The organism is Pseudomonas brassicacearum, from assembly GCF_009601685.2.
GTDB classification, from domain to species: domain Bacteria; phylum Pseudomonadota; class Gammaproteobacteria; order Pseudomonadales; family Pseudomonadaceae; genus Aquipseudomonas; species Aquipseudomonas kilonensis_B.
Genome location: NZ_CP045701.2, coordinates 3,524,479 through 3,545,555 on the forward strand (window position 1 = coordinate 3,524,479; position 21,077 = coordinate 3,545,555).

The 21,077-nt window shown below is 63.8% G+C and carries 1 protein-coding gene (running past one end of the window); it reads right to left on the bottom strand.

Translation table 11 applies throughout. The features are described 5' to 3' along the window. Positions 1 to 21,035, bottom strand: partial view of a non-ribosomal peptide synthase/polyketide synthase gene (locus tag GFU70_RS15035; RefSeq protein WP_153388331.1) — the 5' portion only. The gene continues 8,071 nt to the left of window position 1, outside the view; the window shows 21,035 of its 29,106 coding nt (coding positions 1-21,035); it begins with the start codon at positions 21,033 to 21,035; its stop codon lies beyond the left edge, outside the window. Positions 21,036 to 21,077: the final 42 nt, after the last annotated feature.

Below are 21,077 nucleotides of genomic sequence, written 5' to 3' on the forward strand. Positions count from 1 at the left end.
GGCAACAGGATCGCCACGCAGTCATCCGGCTGCACGCCGAGGCCGATCAGGTGATGGGCCAGGCGGTTGGCCCGCTCGTTCAGCTGCGCGTAAGTCACTTGCCGCTGCCCGTGCACCGCCGCAATCGCCTGCGGCAAGTCCGCGGCCTGGGCTTCGAACAGCTCCAGGACGGTTTGCTCATGGGGATAGGCGCGTTGGGTGGCGTTGAAGTCCACCAGCAACTGGTGGCGTTCGCTTTCCGGCAGCATCTCCAAGCGGTTGAGTGGCATCTGGGGCGTGTGTTCGAGGGCCTGCACCAGGCTTTCCAGGGCCGTGTGCATGTAGGCGCAGATGCGCGCCGCGCCGATCCCTTGCACCACCAGGGCACTCAGCATGAAACCGTCGCCCAGGTCGTCCACCGACAGGGTCAGTGGGTAGTTGGTCCGTTCTTCGTTGCTGAGGAACTCGATGCCCTCCCACGCGGCCAGGGTTTCATTCGAGACCTCGGCCGCTGCGCTGGCGCTGTGTCGGTAATTGAGCAGCGCGCTGAACAGCGGCAGCGGCGCAACCACGCCACTGCAACGCTGGGCCAAGGCCAGCGAGGCGTGCTCATGGCCCAACAACCCAGTCAGCCTTGCGTGAGTGGCTTTCACCCCCTCGCGCACGCCTTGGCTGTTCACTCCGACCCGCAACGGCAAAGTATTGATGAACATGCCCAGCGCCCGATCAGCGCCATCGCCGCCCTGCATCCGGCCCAGCAGGACCGTACCGAACACCACATCGTCCTTGCCTGATACTCGCCCCAATACCTGCGCCCAGGCCAGGTGGACCAGGCTGGCGGCACTCACCCCCAACTGCCGGGCTTGTGCCCGCAGACGCTGGCTCAAGGTCGCCTCGACAACTTGCCGGGCATGCTCGATGGCCTGCCCGTCGCCGCTCACGTCCTGCAAGCCGAAGGGCAAGGTCGGCTCGTCGACATCGCCGAGCATCTCGCGGAAAAACCCTTCGTGCTCGTGTTGACTCACGCCCAGGCGCGCTTGCGCCACATAGTTGCGGTACGGCATTGCCGCAGGCAACTGGCCGGCCTGGCCCAGGAGGTGCGCCTGCATCTCGTGCTGCACCACTTCCAGGGCCGTGTGGTCGAGGGCCATATGGTGGAACAACAACACCGCGACCCAGCGCTGGTTGACCGCGTCTTCGGCAAAGACCAGACGCATCAGCGGGGCCTGGGTGATGTCCAGCCGGTAGTGTTGCGGGTCGAAACGCTCCTGCAACTGCGCTGCGATCTCGCCCTTGGCAATGTCCAGGGCGACCTCCTCCAGATGCAGTTTCGCTTCGCGCCACACCACTTGGATCGGCGCGTCGAAGCCTTGCCACACCACGCTGGTGCGCAGGATGTCGTGCCGGTCGATGACGTATTGCAGCGCGTCCACAAACGCCACCAGCCGGTCGCGACTTTGCAGTTCGAACACGGTTTTCAAGACATAGGGGTCGCCCTGCTCGGCGGACAGGTGATGGTAGAGAATGCCGTCCTGCAGTGGTGCCAGCGGGTAGATGTCCTGCACATTCGGTGCCCCTCCCGGCACTGTCGCCACGACCCGGTCAATGGTCGCCTGATCAAGGTCGATCAGCGTGAGCATGTCCGGGGTGATCCGTCCGCAGTCCGGAACAATCCGGTTCACCGGGACATCCACCTCCCGGCCACTGCCGATGGCCGCGCCCAGCGCAGCCAAGGTCGGCTGACTGAACAACACCCGCACGTCAGCGCTCAAGCCGACCTGGCGCATGCGTTCGATCAGCGTGACCGCCAGCAGCGAATGGCCGCCCAGCTCGAAGAAATTGTCGTGGCGACCGACCTGGTCAACCCTGAGCAGTTCGGCCCAGAGTTGTGCCAATAGCTGCTCGACCTCGCCTTGCGGGGCTTCATATTCACGGCTGACGTAAGCGTCGCTGTCCGGCGCCAGCAGTGCACGGCGGTCGAGCTTGCCGTTGGCGGTCAACGGCAGTGCGTCGAGCCGCACGTAGGCCACCGGAATCATGTAGTCCGGCAATTGCCCCTGCAAATGAGTACGCAGCGTCTCGATGTGTGGCGCAACGTCCAGGTCCCGTGGCGTGAAGTACGCCACCAGGCGCTTCTCGCCCGGGACGTCTTCGCGCACCAGCACCACGGCGTCCTTGACCGCGTCATGCTGGCCGAGCCGGGCTTCGATCTCGCCCAGTTCGATACGGAAACCGCGGATCTTCACCTGGTCGTCGTTGCGGCCCAGGTAATCCACCGTGCCGTCCGTGCGCCAGCGGGCCAGGTCGCCGGTGCGATACAGCAAGGCACCGGGATCGGCATTGAACGGGTCTGCAACGAACTTCTCGGCGGTCAGTTCAGGGCGATTCAAATACCCTTTCGCCACGCCATCGCCGCCGATGTACAACTCGCCGGCCACGCCGATGGGCACCGTCTGTTGGTTGGCGTCCAGCACATAGACGCGGGTGTTGCCAATCGGACGACCAATCGGGACGCCACCCTCGCCGACGGCTTTGATTTCATGGGTGGTGGTGAAGGTGGTGGCTTCGGTCGGGCCGTAGCCGTTGAGCAAGTGAGCCGGCGCGCCTTCCTTCAGAACGCGACCGATCACCGCCGGGTCGAGCACATCGCCACCGACGATCAGGTAGCGCAGTTGGGCGAACACCGGCATCAGCCCGGCGGCGTATTGGTGGAACAGGCCAGCGGTCATCCACAGCACACTCACCGATTGCTCGAGCAACAGCGCCTGGAAATCCGTCTGGGACAACAGCACGTCCTGGTCGACCACCACCACGCAACCGCCATTGAGCAACGGTGCCCAGACGTCGAGGGTGCTGGCGTCGAAGGCCGGGTTGGAGGCAAAGGCGACCCGGTCCTCGGCGTTGAAGTCGGCGTAACCGTTGTTGATCACCAGTCGGTTGATCGCCCGGTGCGGCACCAGTACACCTTTCGGGGTGCCGGTGGAACCGGAGGTGTACATGATGTAGGCCACCGTTTCGCTGCTTTGCACCAGATCGAGGTTATCGGCGGTTTCATTGAGGACCAGCGTGTCCAGGTCCAGCCGTTGCGAGGCTTCAGGCGCTAGCGCCGTGCTCGACGTCAGCACGACTTGCGCCCCGCTGTCCTGCACCATGAACTGTTGCCGTTCCAGCGGCGCGCTGACATCCAACGGTACATAGACGCCAGCACATTTGAGAATCGCCAATTGGCTGACCAACAGCTCGAGCGAACGCTCCAGGGCAATCGCCACCCGATCGCCCGGTTGCACACCCAGGCCGACCAGATGACGGGCCAGGCCATTGGCCCGGTGGTTCAACTCGGTGTACGTCAGGCTTTGGGCATTGTGTGCGGCCGCAATGGCTTGCGGACGCTGCGTGACCTGCGCCTCGAACAGGCCATGGACGGTCCTGTCCTGGGGATAGCGGCGAGTGGTGGCGTTGAAGTCAATCAATACCTGTTGACGCTCGGCCTGCGGCACTACCACCAGGGCCTGCAAGCGCGATGCCGGGGTGGATTCCAATGCCGTGGCCAGGCTTTGCAGCGCGGTTGCCATGTAGGCACAGACTCGCTGCGCACCGACACCGCTCGTGGCCAGGACGGTCAGGGCGAAATCTTCACCCAAGTCGTCGATACACAGCGTCAAGGGGTAGTGGGTACGTGCTTCGCCCCCCAGTGTCTCGATGCCCTGCCAGGCCGACAATGCCGCCTCGGTATCGGTCTGTTCGCTGGAGTTGCGGTAGTTCAACAACGCGCTGAACAGCGGCAGCGGCGCAGCCACGCTGCTGCAACGCTGGGCCAGTGCCAACGAGGCGTGCTCATGCCCCAACAGTGCGGTCAATTGCCCGTGGACCGCCTTGATGCCGGTCTTGACGGCCTGGTCGCCCACGCTCACACGAAGGGGCAAGGTGTTGATGAACATGCCCAAGGCACGGTCAGCCCCCTGGCCGCCCTGCATCCGGCCCATCAGCACCGTACCAAACACCACGTTCTGCTTGCCGGACGCCTGTCCCAGCACGCGTGCCCAGGCCAAGTGATGCAAGCTAGCGACGCCCACGCCTGACTGGCGTGCCAGGCGCCGCAGCCGACGACTCAGATCGCTGTCGAGCAGCAGGCTCGCATCCTCGATGTCATCGCTGTCACCCTGCACCGGCTGCAAACCGAACGGCAGCGTGGGTTCGTCTACGTCGCCGAGCATGTCGCGGAAGAAGGCTTCCTGCCCTTGATGATCCACACCCAAGCGAGCCTGGGCCACGTAGTTGCGGTACGGTACCGGGACGTCCAGTTGACCGACCTGCCCCAGCAGGTATGCCTGCATCTCGGCCTGTACCACTTTCAGCGCCGCATGATCGAGGGCGATGTGATGGAACAACAAAATCGCCACCCAGCGCTGGTTGGGTGTGTCTTGGGCAAAGGCCAGGCGCATCAGCGGTGCCTGGGACATATCAAGGGCGTAGTCCCGGACGTCGAATCGGTGCTGCAGCTGCTGGGTGATCGCTCCGGCCTGTGGGTCCAGCACCAGCTCTTCAAGGCCCAGCCGCGCTTCGCGCCAGACCACTTGTCGAGGCGCGTCGAGACCTTCCCAGAGGATGGCGGTGCGCAAGATGTCGTGACGATCGATGACGCTTTGCAGGGCCTGGGTGAACGCGTCGAGGCGCTCACGGTTGTCAAAGGCAAACTGCGCGTGCAAGACATAGGGATCGCCCTGCCCAGCCGACAGGTGATGGTAAAGAATGCCTTCCTGCAACGGTGCCACCGGGTAGATTTCTTGCACGTTGCGGGCGCCACCCGGCACCGTCGACACGATACGGTCGATAGCGTCCTGGTCAAGGTTTGTCAGCGTCAGCATGTCTGGCGTGATCCGCTCGCAGCCGAACGGGATGCCATTGGCCGGGACGTCGATTTCACTGCCACCCCCCACTGCCGCCGCCAACGCGGCGAGGGTCGGTTGGCCGAACAGTACGCGCACGTCGGCGCTCAAGCCGGCCTGGCGCATCCGCTCGATCAAGCTGACGGCCAGCAGCGAATGCCCGCCCAGTTCGAAGAAGTGATCGTGACGGCCTACGCGTTCGACCTTGAGCAAATCTTGCCAGAGCCGCGCCAGGGTGGTTTCGACCTCGCCTTGCGGGGCTTCGTAGCCACGGGTGATCAGCGCGTCGAGGTCCGGTGCTGGCAAGGCCTTGCGGTCGAGCTTGCCGTTGGGTGTCAGCGGTAGTGCGTCGAGGCGCACGTAGGCGGCGGGCACCATATACGCTGGCAACTGCGTTTGCAGGTGCGTGCGCAGGGTTTCGATGTCTACGGCTTCGTCCGGCGAGTGTTGGGTGAAATAGGCGACCAGGCGCTTGTCGCCTGGTATGTCTTCGCGGGCCAGGACTACGGTTTCTTTCAGCGCTTCGTGGCGGGCGAGCTTGGCTTCGATCTCGCCCAGTTCGATGCGGAAACCACGGATCTTCACCTGGTCGTCGTTGCGGCCCAGGTATTCGATGTTGCCGTCCGGCAGGTAGCGGCCCAGGTCGCCGGTGCGATACATGCGGGCATTCGGAGTCGTGCTGAACGGGTCTTTCAGGAAACGCTCAGCCGTCAGGTCCTCGCGGTTCAAATAACCCCGCGCCACCCCAGCACCACCGATGTAGATTTCGCCCGGAACGCCCAGTGGCACCGGCTGCCCGTGTTCATCCAGCAGATAGAACTGGGTGTTCGCCACCGGTTTACCGATATGCGCGGCAAAGCCGTCTTCACGGGCCATCGACACCCAACTCGAATACGTCGTGGTTTCCGAAGGGCCGTAGAGGTTGCACAGGCGCTTGACCTGGGTCTGTTCGAACAACGCTTCCACCAAACTGCGCTTCAAGGCTTCACCGGCGACGTTCACCGTATCGACGCCCTCGCCCAACCCGCCCGATTCCAGCAGCGCCTTGAGGGCCGACGGTACGGTGTTGATCAAGGTAATGTCGTGCTCGCCCTGTTGCAGTTCCAGCACATTAGTGACCACGTCGATGCTGCCGCCGGAGGTCAACGGCGCGAAGCACTCGTAGACGGCCAGGTCGAAGTTCAGCGAAGTCGAGAACAGGGTTTTCGACAATGTGGCGTCATCGAAGGAGCGATGGGCCCAGGTCAGGAAGTTCACTGTGTTGCGGTGTTCGATCATCACGCCTTTAGGCAGACCCGTCGAACCCGAGGTGTAAATGACGTAGGCCAGGTGCGAGGACGTCAGCTCCATAATCTCTGGATTCTGGACGGATTCGTCCTGCCACAGCCCGCTGTCGAGGTTGATCACTGCCATGGGGGCATCACTTAACAGCCCGACCGTAGCGTCTTGTGCCAATACCGCTGCCGGGGCGCTGTCCTGGAGCATGTAGGCAATCCGATCCAACGGATACGCCGGATCCAGCGGCACATAACCACCGCCGGCCTTGAGAATCGCCAGCAAGCCAACAACCATGTCGATGCCGCGCTCGACGCAGATCGCCACCCGCGAATCGGGCTCTACGCCCTGCTTGCGCAGGTAATGGGCCAGGCGGTTGGCCCGCTCGTTCAGTTCCCCGTAGCTCAGGCGTTGCCCGCCGCGAATCACCGCCACCGCATCCGGCGTACGCTGAACCTGCGCCTCGAACAACCCATGAATCGTCTGCTGCCGCGGGTAGTCCGCCGCGGTGGCGTTGAACGTCACCAACAACTTCTCGCTTTCCGACGTCGGCAGGATCGACACCTGCTGCAAGGGCAGGTCCGGCTGCTGCTCAAGCATCGCGACCAGGCTTTCCAGCGTGTGTTGCACATAACCACAAAGCCGCTGCGCACCAATGCGCGCGGGGGTCATGACGGTGAAACTGAACGCCTCGCCCTGATCGTCCACCGACAACATCAACGGGTAGTTAGTACGCTCTTCGCCGCCCAACACCTGGATACCGTTCCAGGCTGACAGCGCCTCGGCCGAGGTCGCCACGGCGGTGTGACGGTAGTTGAGCAAGGCACTGAACAATGGCGTCGGTGCCTGCACACCACTGCAGCGTTGTGCCAGCGCCAATGCGGCGTGTTCATGACCCAGCAATGCGGTCAGGCGAGCATGGGTTGCTTTCACGCCCGCACGCACACCGGTTTGTCCGACACTGACCCGTAATGGCAAGGTGTTGATGAACATGCCCAGCGCTCGGTCGGCACCCTCGCCTCCCTGCATCCGGCCCAGCAGCACCGTGCCGAACACCACATCGTCCTTGCCCGACACCTTGCCCAGGACTTGCGCCCAAACCAGGTGGTACAAGCTCGCCGCGCTCACCCCAAGCAGACGTGCCTGGGCCCGCAGCCGGCGACTCAGGCCGGCTTCGACGTCCTGGCGGGCTTCCTCGATGTCGCTGCCATCGCCCTGTACATCCTGCAAGCCGAACGGCAGCGTTGGCTCGTCGACGTCACCAAGCATGTCACGGAAGAATATTTCGTGGGCTTCAGCGCTCACGCCCAATCGGGCCTGGGCCACATAATTGCGATACGGCATCGCGACGCCCAACTGTCCAGCCTGCCCCAGCAGATGCGCCTGCATCTCCTGCTGCACCACCTCCAATGCGGTGTGGTCCAGGGCCATGTGGTGGAACAGCAGCATCCCCAGCCAACGATCGTTATCGGCATCGTGGGCATAAACCAGGCGCAGCATCGGTGCCCGGGTAATCTCCAGGCGGTGCTGCCGCGAGTCGAAACGCTCATGTAACTGCGCCGCGACATCTCCAACGGCCGGGTCCAGGATCAGTTCTTGCTGGATCAGCAGTGCCTTGCGCCAGACGACTTGCACTGGCTGTTCGAACCCTTCCCACAGCACCGACGTGCGCAGAATGTCGTGACGGTCAATGACCTTTTGCAGGGCTTGGGAAAAGTCTTCCAGGCGTCCACGATTGTCGAAGGCGAATTGAGTCTGGAGCACATAGGGATCGCCGCGCTCGGCGGCCAGGTGATGGTAAAGAATGCCCTCCTGCAGAGGTGCCAGGGGGTAGATGTCCTGCACATTGCCGGCGCCGCCCGGTACCGTCGATGCGATCCGGTCGATGGCGTCCTGGTCCAGGTCAACCATCGGCAACATGTCCGCCGTGATGTGTGCGCAATTCACTGGAATCAGGTTTACCGGGGCACGGACCTCGCGGCCACTGCCGACTGCCGCCGCCAATGCCGCCAGGGTCGACTGGCTGAACAGCACGCCGACGTCGGCGCTCAGCCCCGCCTGGCGCATCCGTTCGATCAGGCTGACGGCCAGCAGCGAATGCCCGCCCAGTTCGAAGAAATGGTCGTGACGGCCGACGCGCTCGACCTTGAGCAGCTCGGACCAGATCCGCGCCAACGCCGTTTCAACCTCGCCTTGCGGGGCTTCATACCCACGCCCCGAATAGGCCTCGCTGTCCGGGATAGGCAAGGCCCGATGGTCGAGTTTACCGTTCGGCGTCAGGGGCAAGGCGTCCAGGCGCATATAGGCCGCCGGCACCATGTGGCTGGGCAGATGCACTTGCAATTGTTCGCGCAGGTTTTGGGCCGTCAACCCTTGATCCAGGCTGTCGTGCGCCGTGTAGTACGCCACCAGTCGCTGGTCATCCGGGGCCTCTCCCACCGCGACGACAACCGCCTCGCGCACACCGACGCACGCGCCGAGCCTGGCTTCTATTTCACCCAGCTCGATGCGCAAGCCACGAATCTTCAGTTGGCTGTCGTTGCGCCCCAGGTAGTCGATGTTGCCGTCCGGCAAATAGCGCCCCAGGTCACCGGTGCGGTACATGCGCGCGTCCTGCACGGTGCTGAACGGGTCCTTCACAAAGCGCTCGGCGGTCAACTGCGCACGGTTCAAATAACCCCGCGCAACCCCGGCGCCACCGATGTACAGCTCACCCGCCACGCCAACCGGAACCGGTTGCAGGTGGGCATCGAGCAAGTAGACCTGGGTGTTGGCTACCGGTCTGCCGATATGCAACACCGCCTGCGAGGCATCGATCCGCCCCGAGGTGGCCACCACCGTGGTTTCCGTGGGGCCGTAATTGTTGATCAGTTCGAAGGGGAGATCGGCCGGCAGCTTGCGCAGGCGGTCGCCGCCAATCAGCAAGGTGCGCAGTTGATCGTGCCCCAGGTTACGGCCAAACGCGTATTCGGCAATGGGAGTGGGCAGGAAGCACACGTCCAGCGCCTGGGCCTGCCACCAGTCGAGCAGTGCGCCGACGTCCTCGCTGCCCGCATGGGCCGGCGGCAACAGCAACGTCGCTCCCGCACACAACGAAGGCCAGATCTCCCAGGCCGCCGCATCGAAACCGAAACCGGCGACACTGGAGGTGCGACTGCCACGTTTCACGTCGAAGGCCTGGCAATGCCAGCCCACCAGGTTGCTGAGGTTGCGATGTTCGACCATCACGCCCTTGGGCAGGCCGGTGGAACCGGACGTGTAGATCACATACGCCAGGTTGCGGGCTTCGAGCCCCGACACCTCGGGGTTGGAAACGGATTCGTCCTGCCAATCGGCGCTGTCGAGATCGATCACCGGCACCGAGGCATCGATCAGCAAACTGTGAGTGATGGTCTGCGCCAACACCGCAACCGGTGCACTGTCTTGCAACAGGTAGGCAATACGCTCCGCCGGGTAGGCCGGGTCAACGGGGACATAGCCGGCCCCGGCTTTCAGCACGCCCAACAGGCCGACGATCATGTCCAGGCTACGCTCGACACAGATCGCCACCCGGTCGTCCGGGCAAACGCCCAGCGCCAGCAGACGGTGCGCAACCTGGTTCGCCCGGGCATTGAGTTCGCAGTAAGTCAATGCCTGGTCGACGTACACCACCGCCATCGCTTGCGGGTGCGCCGCGGCCTGGGTTTCGAATTGCCGATGGATCAGCAGATCATGGGTATACGTCGCCCCGGTCGCATTCCAGGTTTCAAGCAATTGCTTGCGTTCGGCCGGCGGCAAGATTGCCAGGCGGTGCAACGGCGTCTGCGGAGCGTGCTCCAGGGCCTCGACCAGGCTTTCCAACGCCACTTGCATATAACCACAGACGCGCTGGGCACCGATCCGGGAATCGACCAACGCCGTCAGGCTGAAATCCTCTCCCAGGTCATCGACGCTCATCGTCAGCGGATAATTGGTGCGCTCTTCGCCGCCCAGGGCCTCGATACCCTCCCAGGCGGACGAGGTGTGCAGCGCGATGGGCTCGGCGACCGAATGGCGGTAATTGAGCAACGCGCTGAATAATGGCGTCGGTGCCATGACGCCACTGCAACGCTGGGCCAACGCCAGGGAGGCATGCTCATGACCCAACAGGCCGGTCAGCCGTGCGTGGGTCGCCAGGACACCGTCGCGCACGCTTTGCGCACCGACCTGCACGCCAATCGGCAAGGTGTTGATGAACATTCCCAATGCCCGGTCGGCGCCTTCGCCGCCCTGCATCCGCCCCATCAGCACCGTGCCAAACACCACCTCTTCGCGCCCCGAGACCCGACCCAATACCTGGGCCCAGGCCAAGTGATGCAACGCTGCTGCGCTCACACCCAAGCGGCGGGCCTGGGTGCGCAGGCGTCGGCTCAAATCAGTCGCGAGACCCTGCCGGGCTTCCTCGACAAGGCTGCCATCGCCGCGTACATCCTGCAGGCCGAACGGGAGCGTCGGCTCGTCGATGGCACCGAGCATGTCGCGGAAAAACGCCTCGTGCGCTTCACGGCTGACGCCCAGGCAGGCCTGGGCCACGTAGTTGCGATACGGCACCGCCTCGCCCAACTGGCCGGCCTGGCCCAGCAGGTGTGCCTGCATCTCATGTCGCACCACTTCCAGCGCCGTATGGTCGAGCGCCATGTGATGGAAGAGCAAGCTCGCCACCCAACGCTGGTTGAGCGCATCCTCGGCAAAGCGGATGCACATCAACGGCGCCTCACGGATATCCAGGCGATGCTGGCTGGCGTCAAAGCGAGCCTTCAATTGACCGGCGATGTCGCCATCGCCAGTACCGAGGAGCACTTGCTCCACACCCAGCGATGCCTTGCGCCAGACCACCTGCACCGGCTCGTCCAGACCTTCCCAGGCCATGGCGGTACGCAGGATGTCATGGCGGTCGATCACCCCCTGCAAGGCCTGGGTGAAAGCGTCGAGGCGTTCGCGACCGTCAAAGGAAAACTGTGCCTGCAAGACATAGGGATCGCCCTGCTCGGCCGACAGGTGATGGTAGAGAATGCCTTCCTGCAATGGCGCCAGCGGATAGATGTCCTGCACATTGCGCGCACCACCCGGCACGGCCGCCACGATGCAGTCGATGGCTTCCTGGCTCAACGCGGCCAGCGGCAACATCGCCGGGGTAATGTGGGTGCAACCCGGTGGAATCAGGTTGGCCGGGACGTCGATTTCATCACCGTCATGACCCACCGCCGCTGCCAGCGCGGCCAGGGTCGGTTGATTGAACAGCACGCGCACATCGGCGCTCAGGCCGGCTTGGCGCATCCGCTCGATCAGGCTGACCGCCAGCAGCGAATGCCCGCCCAGTTCGAAGAAGTGGTCATGGCGACCGACTTGCTCCAGGCCCAGCAGGTCCTGCCAGACTTGCGCCAGGACGGTTTCGGTTTCGCCTTGGGGGGCTTCGTAGCCTCGGGAGATGACGGCATCCAGCTGCGGTGTCGGCAGCGCCTTGCGGTCGAGTTTGCCGTTCGGTGTCAGGGGCAGTGCGTCCAGTCGGACGTAGGCCATTGGCACCATGTAGTCAGGCAGTTGTGTTTGCAGGTGCGCGCGCAGGGTTTCGATGTCTACGGTTTCGTCCAGTGAGTTCTGGGTGAAATAGGCCACCAGGCGTTTGTCGCCCGGCACGTCTTCACGGGCCAGGACCACGGTTTCCTTGATGTTTGGCGCCTGGGCGAGCTTGGCTTCGATCTCGCCCAGTTCGATGCGGAAACCACGGATCTTCACCTGGTCGTCGTTGCGGCCCAGGTATTCGATGTTGCCGTCCGGCAGGTAGCGGCCCAGGTCGCCAGTGCGATACATGCGGGCATTTGGATCACTGCTGAACGGGTCTTTCAGGAAGCGTTCAGCCGTCAGGTCGTCACGATTGAGATAACCGCGCGCGACCCCGGCACCGCCGATGTAGATTTCGCCCGGAACGCCCAGTGGCACCGGTTGCTTGTGCTCGTCCAGCAGATAGAACTGGGTGTTCGCCACCGGTTTACCGATATGCGCGGCAAAGCCGTCTTCACGGGCCATCGATACCCAACTCGAATAGGTCGTGGTTTCCGAAGGGCCGTAGAGGTTGCACAGGCGCTTGACCTGGGTCTGTTCGAACAACGCTTCCACCAAGCTGCGCTTCAAGGCTTCACCGGCGACGTTCACCGTGTCGACGCCCTCGCCCAACCCGCCCGATTCCAACAACGCCTTGAGGGCCGACGGTACGGTGTTGATCAAGGTGATGTCGTGTTCGCCCTGTTGCAGCTCCAGCACATTAGTGACCACATCGATGCTGCCGCCGGAGGTCAGCGGCGCGAAGCACTCATAGACGGCCAGGTCGAAGTTCAGAGAAGTCGAGAACAGGGTTTTCGACAATGTGGCGTCATCGAAGGAGCGATGGGCCCAGGTCAGGAAGTTCACCGTGTTGCGGTGTTCGATCATCACGCCTTTAGGCAGACCCGTCGAACCCGAGGTGTAAATGACATAGGCCAGGTGCGATGAAGTCAGCCCGCTGATCTCCGGATTGGAGACGGACTCGTCCTGCCACAAACCGCTGTCGAGATTGATCACGGCCATCGAGGCATCGCGCAACAAGCCGACGGTAACGTCCTGCGCCAACACTGCCGCCGGTGCGCTGTCCTCGAGCATGTAGGCAATCCGATCCAACGGATACGCCGGATCCAGCGGCACATAACCACCGCCGGCCTTGAGAATCGCCAGCAAGCCAACAACCATGTCGATACCGCGCTCGACGCAGATCGCCACCCGCGAATCGGGCTCTACGCCCTGCTTGCGCAGGTAATGGGCCAGGCGGTTGGCCCGCTCGTTCAGTTCCCCGTAGCTCAGGCGTTGCCCGCCGCGAATCACCGCCACCGCATCCGGCGTACGCTGAACCTGCGCCTCGAACAACCCATGAATCGTCTGCTGCCGCGGGTAGTCAGCCTCGGTGGCGTTGAAATCCCGCAACAACTGCCAACGCTCATCTCCAGGCAGGATATCCAGCGCATTGACCGGCGACTGAGGCGCGAACTCCAGCGCCTCCACCAGACTCGCCAAAGCTGTCTCCATGTAGGTGCCGACCTGCCGGGCATCGACAGCGCCAGCCGTCTGTACGCTCAACAGAAAGCCTTCGCCCAGGTCGTCGACCGACAACATGCATGGATAGTTGGTCCGTTCCATGACCGCCAACACCTGTGCTCCCGCCCAACGCTCGATGCCGTCGTTGTCCTGGAGCGGGCTGTGGCGGTAGTTGAGCAAGGCGCTGAACAGCGGCAACGAAGCCGGCACACCACTGCAGCGCTGGGCCAATGCCAGCGAGGCGTGTTCATGACCGAGCAAGGCGGTCAGTCGCTCATGGGTCGCCTTGACACCCGTGCGTACATCCTCGGCCCCCACCTTCACCCGCAGCGGCAAGGTATTGATGAACATGCCCAGCGCGCGGTCAGAGCCCTCGCCGCTCTGCATGCGGCCCAACAACACGGTGCCGAAGACCACGTCTTCGCGCCCGGACAAGCGTCCCAGCACCCGGGCCCACGCCAGGTGATGCAGGGCCGCCGGGCTCACGCCCAACTGGCGCGCCTGCTGGCGCAGGCGCAGGCTCAACGCGTTATCGAGGTTCAACTTGGCCTCGTCGATGCCCCGGCCGTCGCCCTGTACTTCACGCAGCCCGAACGGCAGCGTCGGTTCCTCGACATCGCCGAGCATCTCGCGGAAAAAGTCTTCGTGTTGCGCGCGGCTGACACCCAGCAGAGTCTGCGCCACGTAATTGCGGTACGGCATGGCGGCGTCCAGGCGCTCGGCCTCACCGTTGAGGCACGCCAGCATTTCCGCCTGCATCACGTCCAGCGCCGTATGGTCCAGGGCAATGTGGTGGAACAGCAGGATCGCCACCCAGCGCTGCTGGGCACTGTCCCAGGCGCACGCCAGGCGCATCAGCGGCGCCTTGCCCAAATCCAGGCGACAATGCCGAGGGTCGAAAAGCGCTTGTAGTTGCGTGGCGATGTCGCCTTGGATCGGGTCCAACAGCGGTTCTTCGAGCAGCAGCTCGGTACGGCGCTGGACCACTTGCAAGGGCTGGTCGAAGCCTTCCCAGAGCACCGCGGTCCGGAGGATGTCGTGCCGATCGATGACCGCCTGCAAAGCCTGGACGAACCCATCGAGCCGGGCACGGCTGTCCAGGGCAAACGTGGCTTGCAGCAAGTACGGGTCGCCCGCTTGCGCGGCAATGTGGTGGTAGAGAATCCCCTCTTGCAGCGGGGCCAACGGGTAGATGTCCTGCACATTGCCGACCCCACCAGGCACCGTGGCGACAATCCGGTCGATGGTGGACTGGTCCAGCGACACCAGCGGCAGCATGGCCGGCGTGATCCGCTGGCAACCGGTGACGATACCATTGGCCGGCACCACGATGTCAGCACGACCGCCCACCGCTGCGGCCAGGGCGGCCAGGGTTGGTTGACCGAACAACACGCGCACATCCGCGCTCACGCCGGCCTGGCGCATCCGCTCGATCAGTTTCACTGCCAGCAGCGAATGTCCGCCCAGCTCGAAGAAGTGGTCATGGCGCCCCACCCGCTCCACGCCGAGTACCTCGGTCCAAAGCCGGGCCAGCACAGTTTCCACCTCGCCCTGCGGTGCTTCATAGGCACGGCTGGCGAAGGCGTCCGCCTCGGGCGCCGGCAACGCCCGTCGCTCCAGTTTGCCGTTGGGCGACAGGGGCAGTTTTTCCAGGCGCACATAGGCCGCCGGGACCATGTAGTCCGGCAAGAGTGCTTGCAGATGCGCGCGCAGTGAATCGGCGTCGGGCCACAGGTCCGCGACCGCAGGCGTGAAGTACGCCACCAGGCGTTTGTCGCCAGGGCTGTCTTCACGGGCGATGACCGCCGCCTCTTTGATCCCGGCGTGCTGGCAAAGCCTGGCCTCGACTTCTCCCAGCTCGACACGGAAACCGCGGATCTTGATCTGATCGTCGTTGCGCCCCAGGTATTCAATGCAACCGTCGGGCTGGTAACGCCCCAGGTCACCGGTCTTGTACAGGCGCGCCTGGCCATCCATCGTGAACGGATCGCGAATGAAACGTTCGGCACTGAGGTCATCGCGGTTCAGGTAGCCACGGGCAACGCACACGCCGCCGATGTGGATTTCGCCCGCCACGCCGGCCGGAACCGGGCGCAGGTGTTCGTCCAGCAGATAAATGCGGGTGTTGGCCACCGGGTGCCCGATGGCCGGCAGCGTAGGCCAGGCGGCGACATCGTCCGGCAAGGTCAGCGCGGTGGCGACGTGGGATTCGGTCGGGCCGTAGTGGTTGTGCAGGCGGCAGCCGTCCAGGCGGGCAAAAAATTCACGGATCTGTGGCGTGATGCGCAGTTGCTCGCCCGCAGTGATGACGTCCTGCAGCGGGCACGCCAGCGGACAGTCCTCACCGTCGCCCACCACCGCTTCGGCCAACGCCTGCAGGGCGACACACGGCAGGTAGAGGCGCTCGATGCGCTGCTCGCGGATGTGTTGGAACAGACGGTGGAAATTCAATCGGACATCAGCATGGATCAACGACAGTTCGCCACCGGCGCACAGGGTGCTGAACATCTCCTGGAAGGCAACGTCAAAGCCCAGGGCCGCGAATTGCAAGGTGCGGACGGTCGCGCGGCCTTGCTGCTGGGCCTGTTCGATTTGCCACTGCATCAGGTTGACCAGGGCCCGGTGCGGCATGGCAACGCCCTTGGGCTGGCCGGTGGAACCCGAGGTATAGATGACATACGCCAGGCCGTCGGGGCTCAGGCCGCTCACGTGCGGATTGGTTTGCTGTTGGGCGCTGATACCCGCGGCATCGCGTGCCTCGGGATCGAGTAACAACACCGGCATGCTCGGCTGCGGGAAGCGGGCCGGCAATTCGCGCTGGGTCAGCAGCACCTTGGGCGCGCTGTCCTCCAGCATGTAGGCCAGGCGTTCACTCGGATAGGCCGGGTCCAGGGGCACATAAGCAGCACCAGCCTTGAGGATACCCAGCAGCCCCGCGACCATTTCCAGGCTGCGGTCCACGCAGATCGCCACACGATCATCGGCACCGATTCCCTGCTCGATCAGGCGATGGGCAATCTGGTTCGCCAGCCGATTCAGTTCACCGTAGCTCAGGCACGCGTCCTGATACGTCAGCGCGACAGCGTCTGGCCGGGCCTGGACCTGGGCTTCGAACAATTGATGGATCAGCAACCCCGCCGGGTAGGCCGTATCGAAGGCATTGAAGTCCTCGACCAACTGACGCCACTCATTGGAGGGAACAATATCCAGGTCATGCAGCGGTGAGTCGACAGCTTGATCGAGCGCATCGGCCAGTGCTTCGAGCACCGTATTCATATAGGCGCAAACGCGCTGCGCGCCGACGCCGGCCACGGCTTGCACCGTCAGCCCGAACGACTCGCCCAGGTCGTCTATCGACAGCGACAGTGGGTAGTTGGTCCGCTCTTCGCCGCCGAGGATCTCGACCCCAGCCCAGGTTCGCGCCTGACCGGCGTCGTTGGGTGCCTGCGCAGCCACCGCGGTTTGCCGGTAGTTCAGCAACGCGCTGAACAGTGGCGTCGGCGCGGCGACCCCGCTGCAACGTTGCGCCAGGGACAACGGCGCATGCTCGTGACCAAGCAGCGCCGCCAGGCGCTCGTGGGTGGCCTTCAGCGCGGCCAGCACACCCTGCCCCCCTGCCTCGACGCGCAACGGCAGCGTGTTCACGAACATGCCCAAAGCGTGCCCGTCGTCCTGGCCGCTGTGCAGGCGTCCCATCAAGACCGTCCCGAACACCACATCCTGGCGGCCGGACAAGCGCCCCACCACCTGGCCCCAGGCCAAATGGTGCAGGCTCGCCGTGCTGACTCCCAGGCGCCGTGCCTGGGCGCGCAGGCGCTGGGTCAAGTCGGCAGCCAGGGACAGCGAAGCCTCTTCGATACCGGTGCCGTCGCCTTGCACATCCTGCAAGCCGAACGGCAGCGTCGGCTCGTCCACGTCCCCGAGCATTTCGCTGAAGAACGCTTCATGTTGACCAGGATCGCTGCCCAAGCGCACCTGCGCCACATAGTTGCGATAAGGCACGGACCTGGGCAGTTCACCCGCACGGTTTTCCAGGTGGGCCTCGATTTCCTTGCCCAGCATGCCCAGGGACGTGGCGTCATCGATCAAGTGATGGAACAGCAACACCGCGACCCAACTGCCGCTGACGAGGTCTTCGGCCACGTGGATGCGCATCATCGGTGCCTGGCGCAGGTCGAAGCGGGTATGGCGAGGATCGAAGCGGGCCCGCAGCTGCTCGGCGATGTCGCCATCGGCCGCATTCAAGGCGAGTTCTTCCACCATCAGCCGGGCCTGGCGCCAGACCACCTGGACCGGCTCGCCCAGGTCTTCCCACATCACTGACGTACGCAGGATGTCGTGCCGTTCGACCACCGCCTGCAAGGCCTGGACGAACGCATCCAACTGTTCGCGACTGCCCACGCGCAACAGCGCTTGCAGCAGATAGGGATCGCCCTGGGCGGTCGCCAGATGGTGATACAGGATGCCTTCCTGCAATGGCACCAGCGCGTAGATGTCCTGGACGTTGCTCACCCCACCCGGCACCGCCGCGACAATACGGTCGATTTCGTCCTGGGTCAGCGTTGCCAGTGGCAGCAGGTCTGGCGTGATGCTCTGGGCATCGTGGGCAATGGCGTTGTCCGGTACGACAATGCCACCGCTGCTGCCCGTGGCGGCCGCCAGTGTCGCCAGGGTTGGCTGGCCGAACAGCACCCGCACATCGGTGTCCAGATTGACTTGGCGCATGCGCTCGATCAGCTTGACCGCCAGCAGCGAGTGACCACCCAGTTCGAAGAACCGGTCATGGCGCCCTACCTGTTCGACGCCGAGCAGTTCAGTCCAGAGCCCGGCCAGGGTGATTTCCACGTCGCCTACCGGCGCTTCGAACACGCGATGGGCATACGCCTGTGCATCGGGCGCCGGCAGTGCCTTGCGATCGAGCTTGCCGTTGGTGGTCAGCGGGAACCGTTCAAGGACCACGAAGGCACTGGGCACCATGTAGTCCGTCAACGAACCCAGCAGGTTCGAACGCAGTTCGGCCGCCGACAGTTGTGCGCCTTCGCCGGCGATCAGATAGGCCACCAGGCGTTGATCGCCCGGCGTGTCTTCACGGGCGATGACCACCGCTTCGCGCACACCCTCGCACGCCGCCAGCTTCGTCTCGATCTCGCCAAGCTCGATACGGAAGCCACGGATTTTCACCTGTTCGTCGTTGCGCCCCAGGTATTGCAACTCACCGTTCTCCTGCCAGCGACCGAGATCGCCGGTGCGATACATCCGTGCCCCGGCAGTGCTGTCGAACGGATCGGCGATGAAGCGGGTGTCATTGAGTTCGGGCCTGTTCAGGTAACCCCGTGCCACCCCCGCGCCAGCGACATACAACTCGCCTGCCACGCCCACCGGCACGGGCTGGCCGTACGGGTCGAGCAGGTACAGGCGCAGATCAGGGATACGCTTGCCGATCGGACTGCCCCCGCCCCACTGCGCATCGGCGGCTTCAAGCGGACGGTACGTCACGTGCACCGTCGTTTCAGTGATGCCGTACATGTTGACCAATTGCGTCCCGGCATTGCTTGCACGGTCATACCACGGCTTGAGAATGCGAGTGTCCAGCGCTTCGCCACCAAAAATCACCTGACGCAGACTGTGGCGCAGCTCGCTTTCGCCCTGGGCCGCGATCAACTGGCGGAAGGCACTCGGCGTCTGGTTCAAGACCGTGACCCCGGCCTCGCACACCAGTGCGTAGCAGTCTTGCGGGGAACGGCTGACCAGTTGTGGCACCACCAGCAAGCGGCCGCCATGGGTCAACGCGCCCCAGATTTCCCAAACCGAGAAATCGAACGCGAAGGAATGGAACAGCGCCCATACATCCTGAGGGCCAAACTCGAACCACGGTTGGGTCGCCGAAAATAGCCGTGCGACGTTGCGATGCTCGACCATCACGCCCTTGGGCAACCCGGTGGAACCCGAGGTGTAGATCACGTAGGCCAAGTGGTGCGACGTCAGCGCCGCGACGTCGGGGTTGTGCGACGGCTGTTCAGCGATCCCCGCGCTGGCGGGCTGATCGAGCCATAACGCCGGCGCAGACAGCGCCGGCAGTTGCACCTCCAGCGCCGACTGGGTGAGCAAGGCCGACGGGGTGCTGTCCTCGAGCATGAAGGCCAGGCGCTCCGGCGGATAGGCCGGGTCCAGCGGCACGTAACCGGCGCCGGACTTCAGGATACCCAACAGGCCGACGATCATGTCCAGGCCACGCTCGACACAAATCGCCACCCGGTCGTCCGGGCGAACACCCAGCGCCAGCAAGCGATGGGCGACTTGGTTGGCCCGGGCATTGAGCTCGCCGTAGGTCAATGCTTGGTCTTCATGCACCACTGCCACCGCATCGGGTTGCGCGGCCGCTTGCGCTTCGAACAGGCCATGGATCGTGCGGTCGTGCTCATAGTGCTGCCCGTCGTTGGCGTTCCAGGCCTGTAGCTGAAGGGCCTCGGCCGGCGTCGGCAGTACAAACTCGCAGATCGGCAATGCGTCATGACCCAAGCCTTGCTCCAGCACCTGTATGAAGCGCTCGGCCATCGCCTCGATTTCACCGTCCTGGAAAAAAGCTGCGTTGTAGATCCAGTGCAGCCAGGCGTTATCGTCGTGCGGGTTGCTGCGCACGTGAATGGCCAACGGCATTTGTTCGTGCCCGTTCGAGCACTTGAACGAACGCGCCGGGGCTTGCCCGAACATGAACTGGTGATCGTCCAGCTCATAGGAGAACGATATGTCGAACAACTGCGCACGGTTGCCCTGCAGCAATTCCAGCGAACGGTTCATGTCGCTCAGGGGGAAGCGCTGGTGGCGATAGTCCTGCTTGAGGGTGCGCGCCACGTCGTGGACCAGCTCGCCGAATGACAGCTCGGCGCTGAAGCGCAACCGCACGGCACTCACCTGGGTGAACATCCCCATGGTTTTCTTGAAGGACGCGTTGGAGCGATTCAGGACCGGCAAACCGATCACCAGCTCTTCACGTTGGGTGGTGCGGGCAAAATAAACGTACAGCGCAGCCAGCAGCACAGCCGAGCGTGAGGACTGATGCACCTGCGCCAGGGCGTCGATCCGCTCGTTCAGCGACCGAGCGTAGGGCCATACGGCATGGCGGCTGGGGGCCATGCCATCAGGGTAGCGATCACGGTTGCGGGCCACGAACAAGGGCGGTGGCACTTCCTGGTATTTATCCAGCCAGTACTGCCGTTCACGGGCAAACCGCGGGGAATCGCGATAGCGCGCATCGTCCTCGATGAACGCCACGTAGGACGGTGCTGCCACGTCTGGCGTCTGGTTGCTTTCCAGCGCGCTGTAGAGCTCGCCGAGTTCCTTGAACATCAAACCGATGCTCCAGCCGTCCAGGACGATGTGATGCACCTGGATGACGAAATAGAACGATGCGCCATTGAGCTTGAGCAGCGCCAGGCGGAACAGCGGCCCGCCATCCAGTGGAAACGCCATCGCCATCCGCTGCTCGACCCAGGCCTGTGCCGATGCCTGCGGGTCGGGCAGATCCGACAAATCATGCACAGGCACCTGCACCGCCAGCGTATCGGCCAGCATCTGCATCGGCACGCCACCTGCGTCGGCTTCACGGAGCAATACCGTGCGCAGGGCATCATGCTTTTGCACCAACAAGTCGATTGCCTGCTGGAACCGCTCGGCGTCAACCACACCCTCGATGTGCAGGTAACCTCCGATGTTGTAGAGGGGGGAGTCGCCCTGGACCATTTGCTCCAGCCAGATGTCTCGCTGGGCGGCCGTCAACGGGTAGGTTTGCGAAAACGACAGGGACTGGTTCATACCCGTCCCTCCGACACCTGAACACTCACCGACAATGAACTG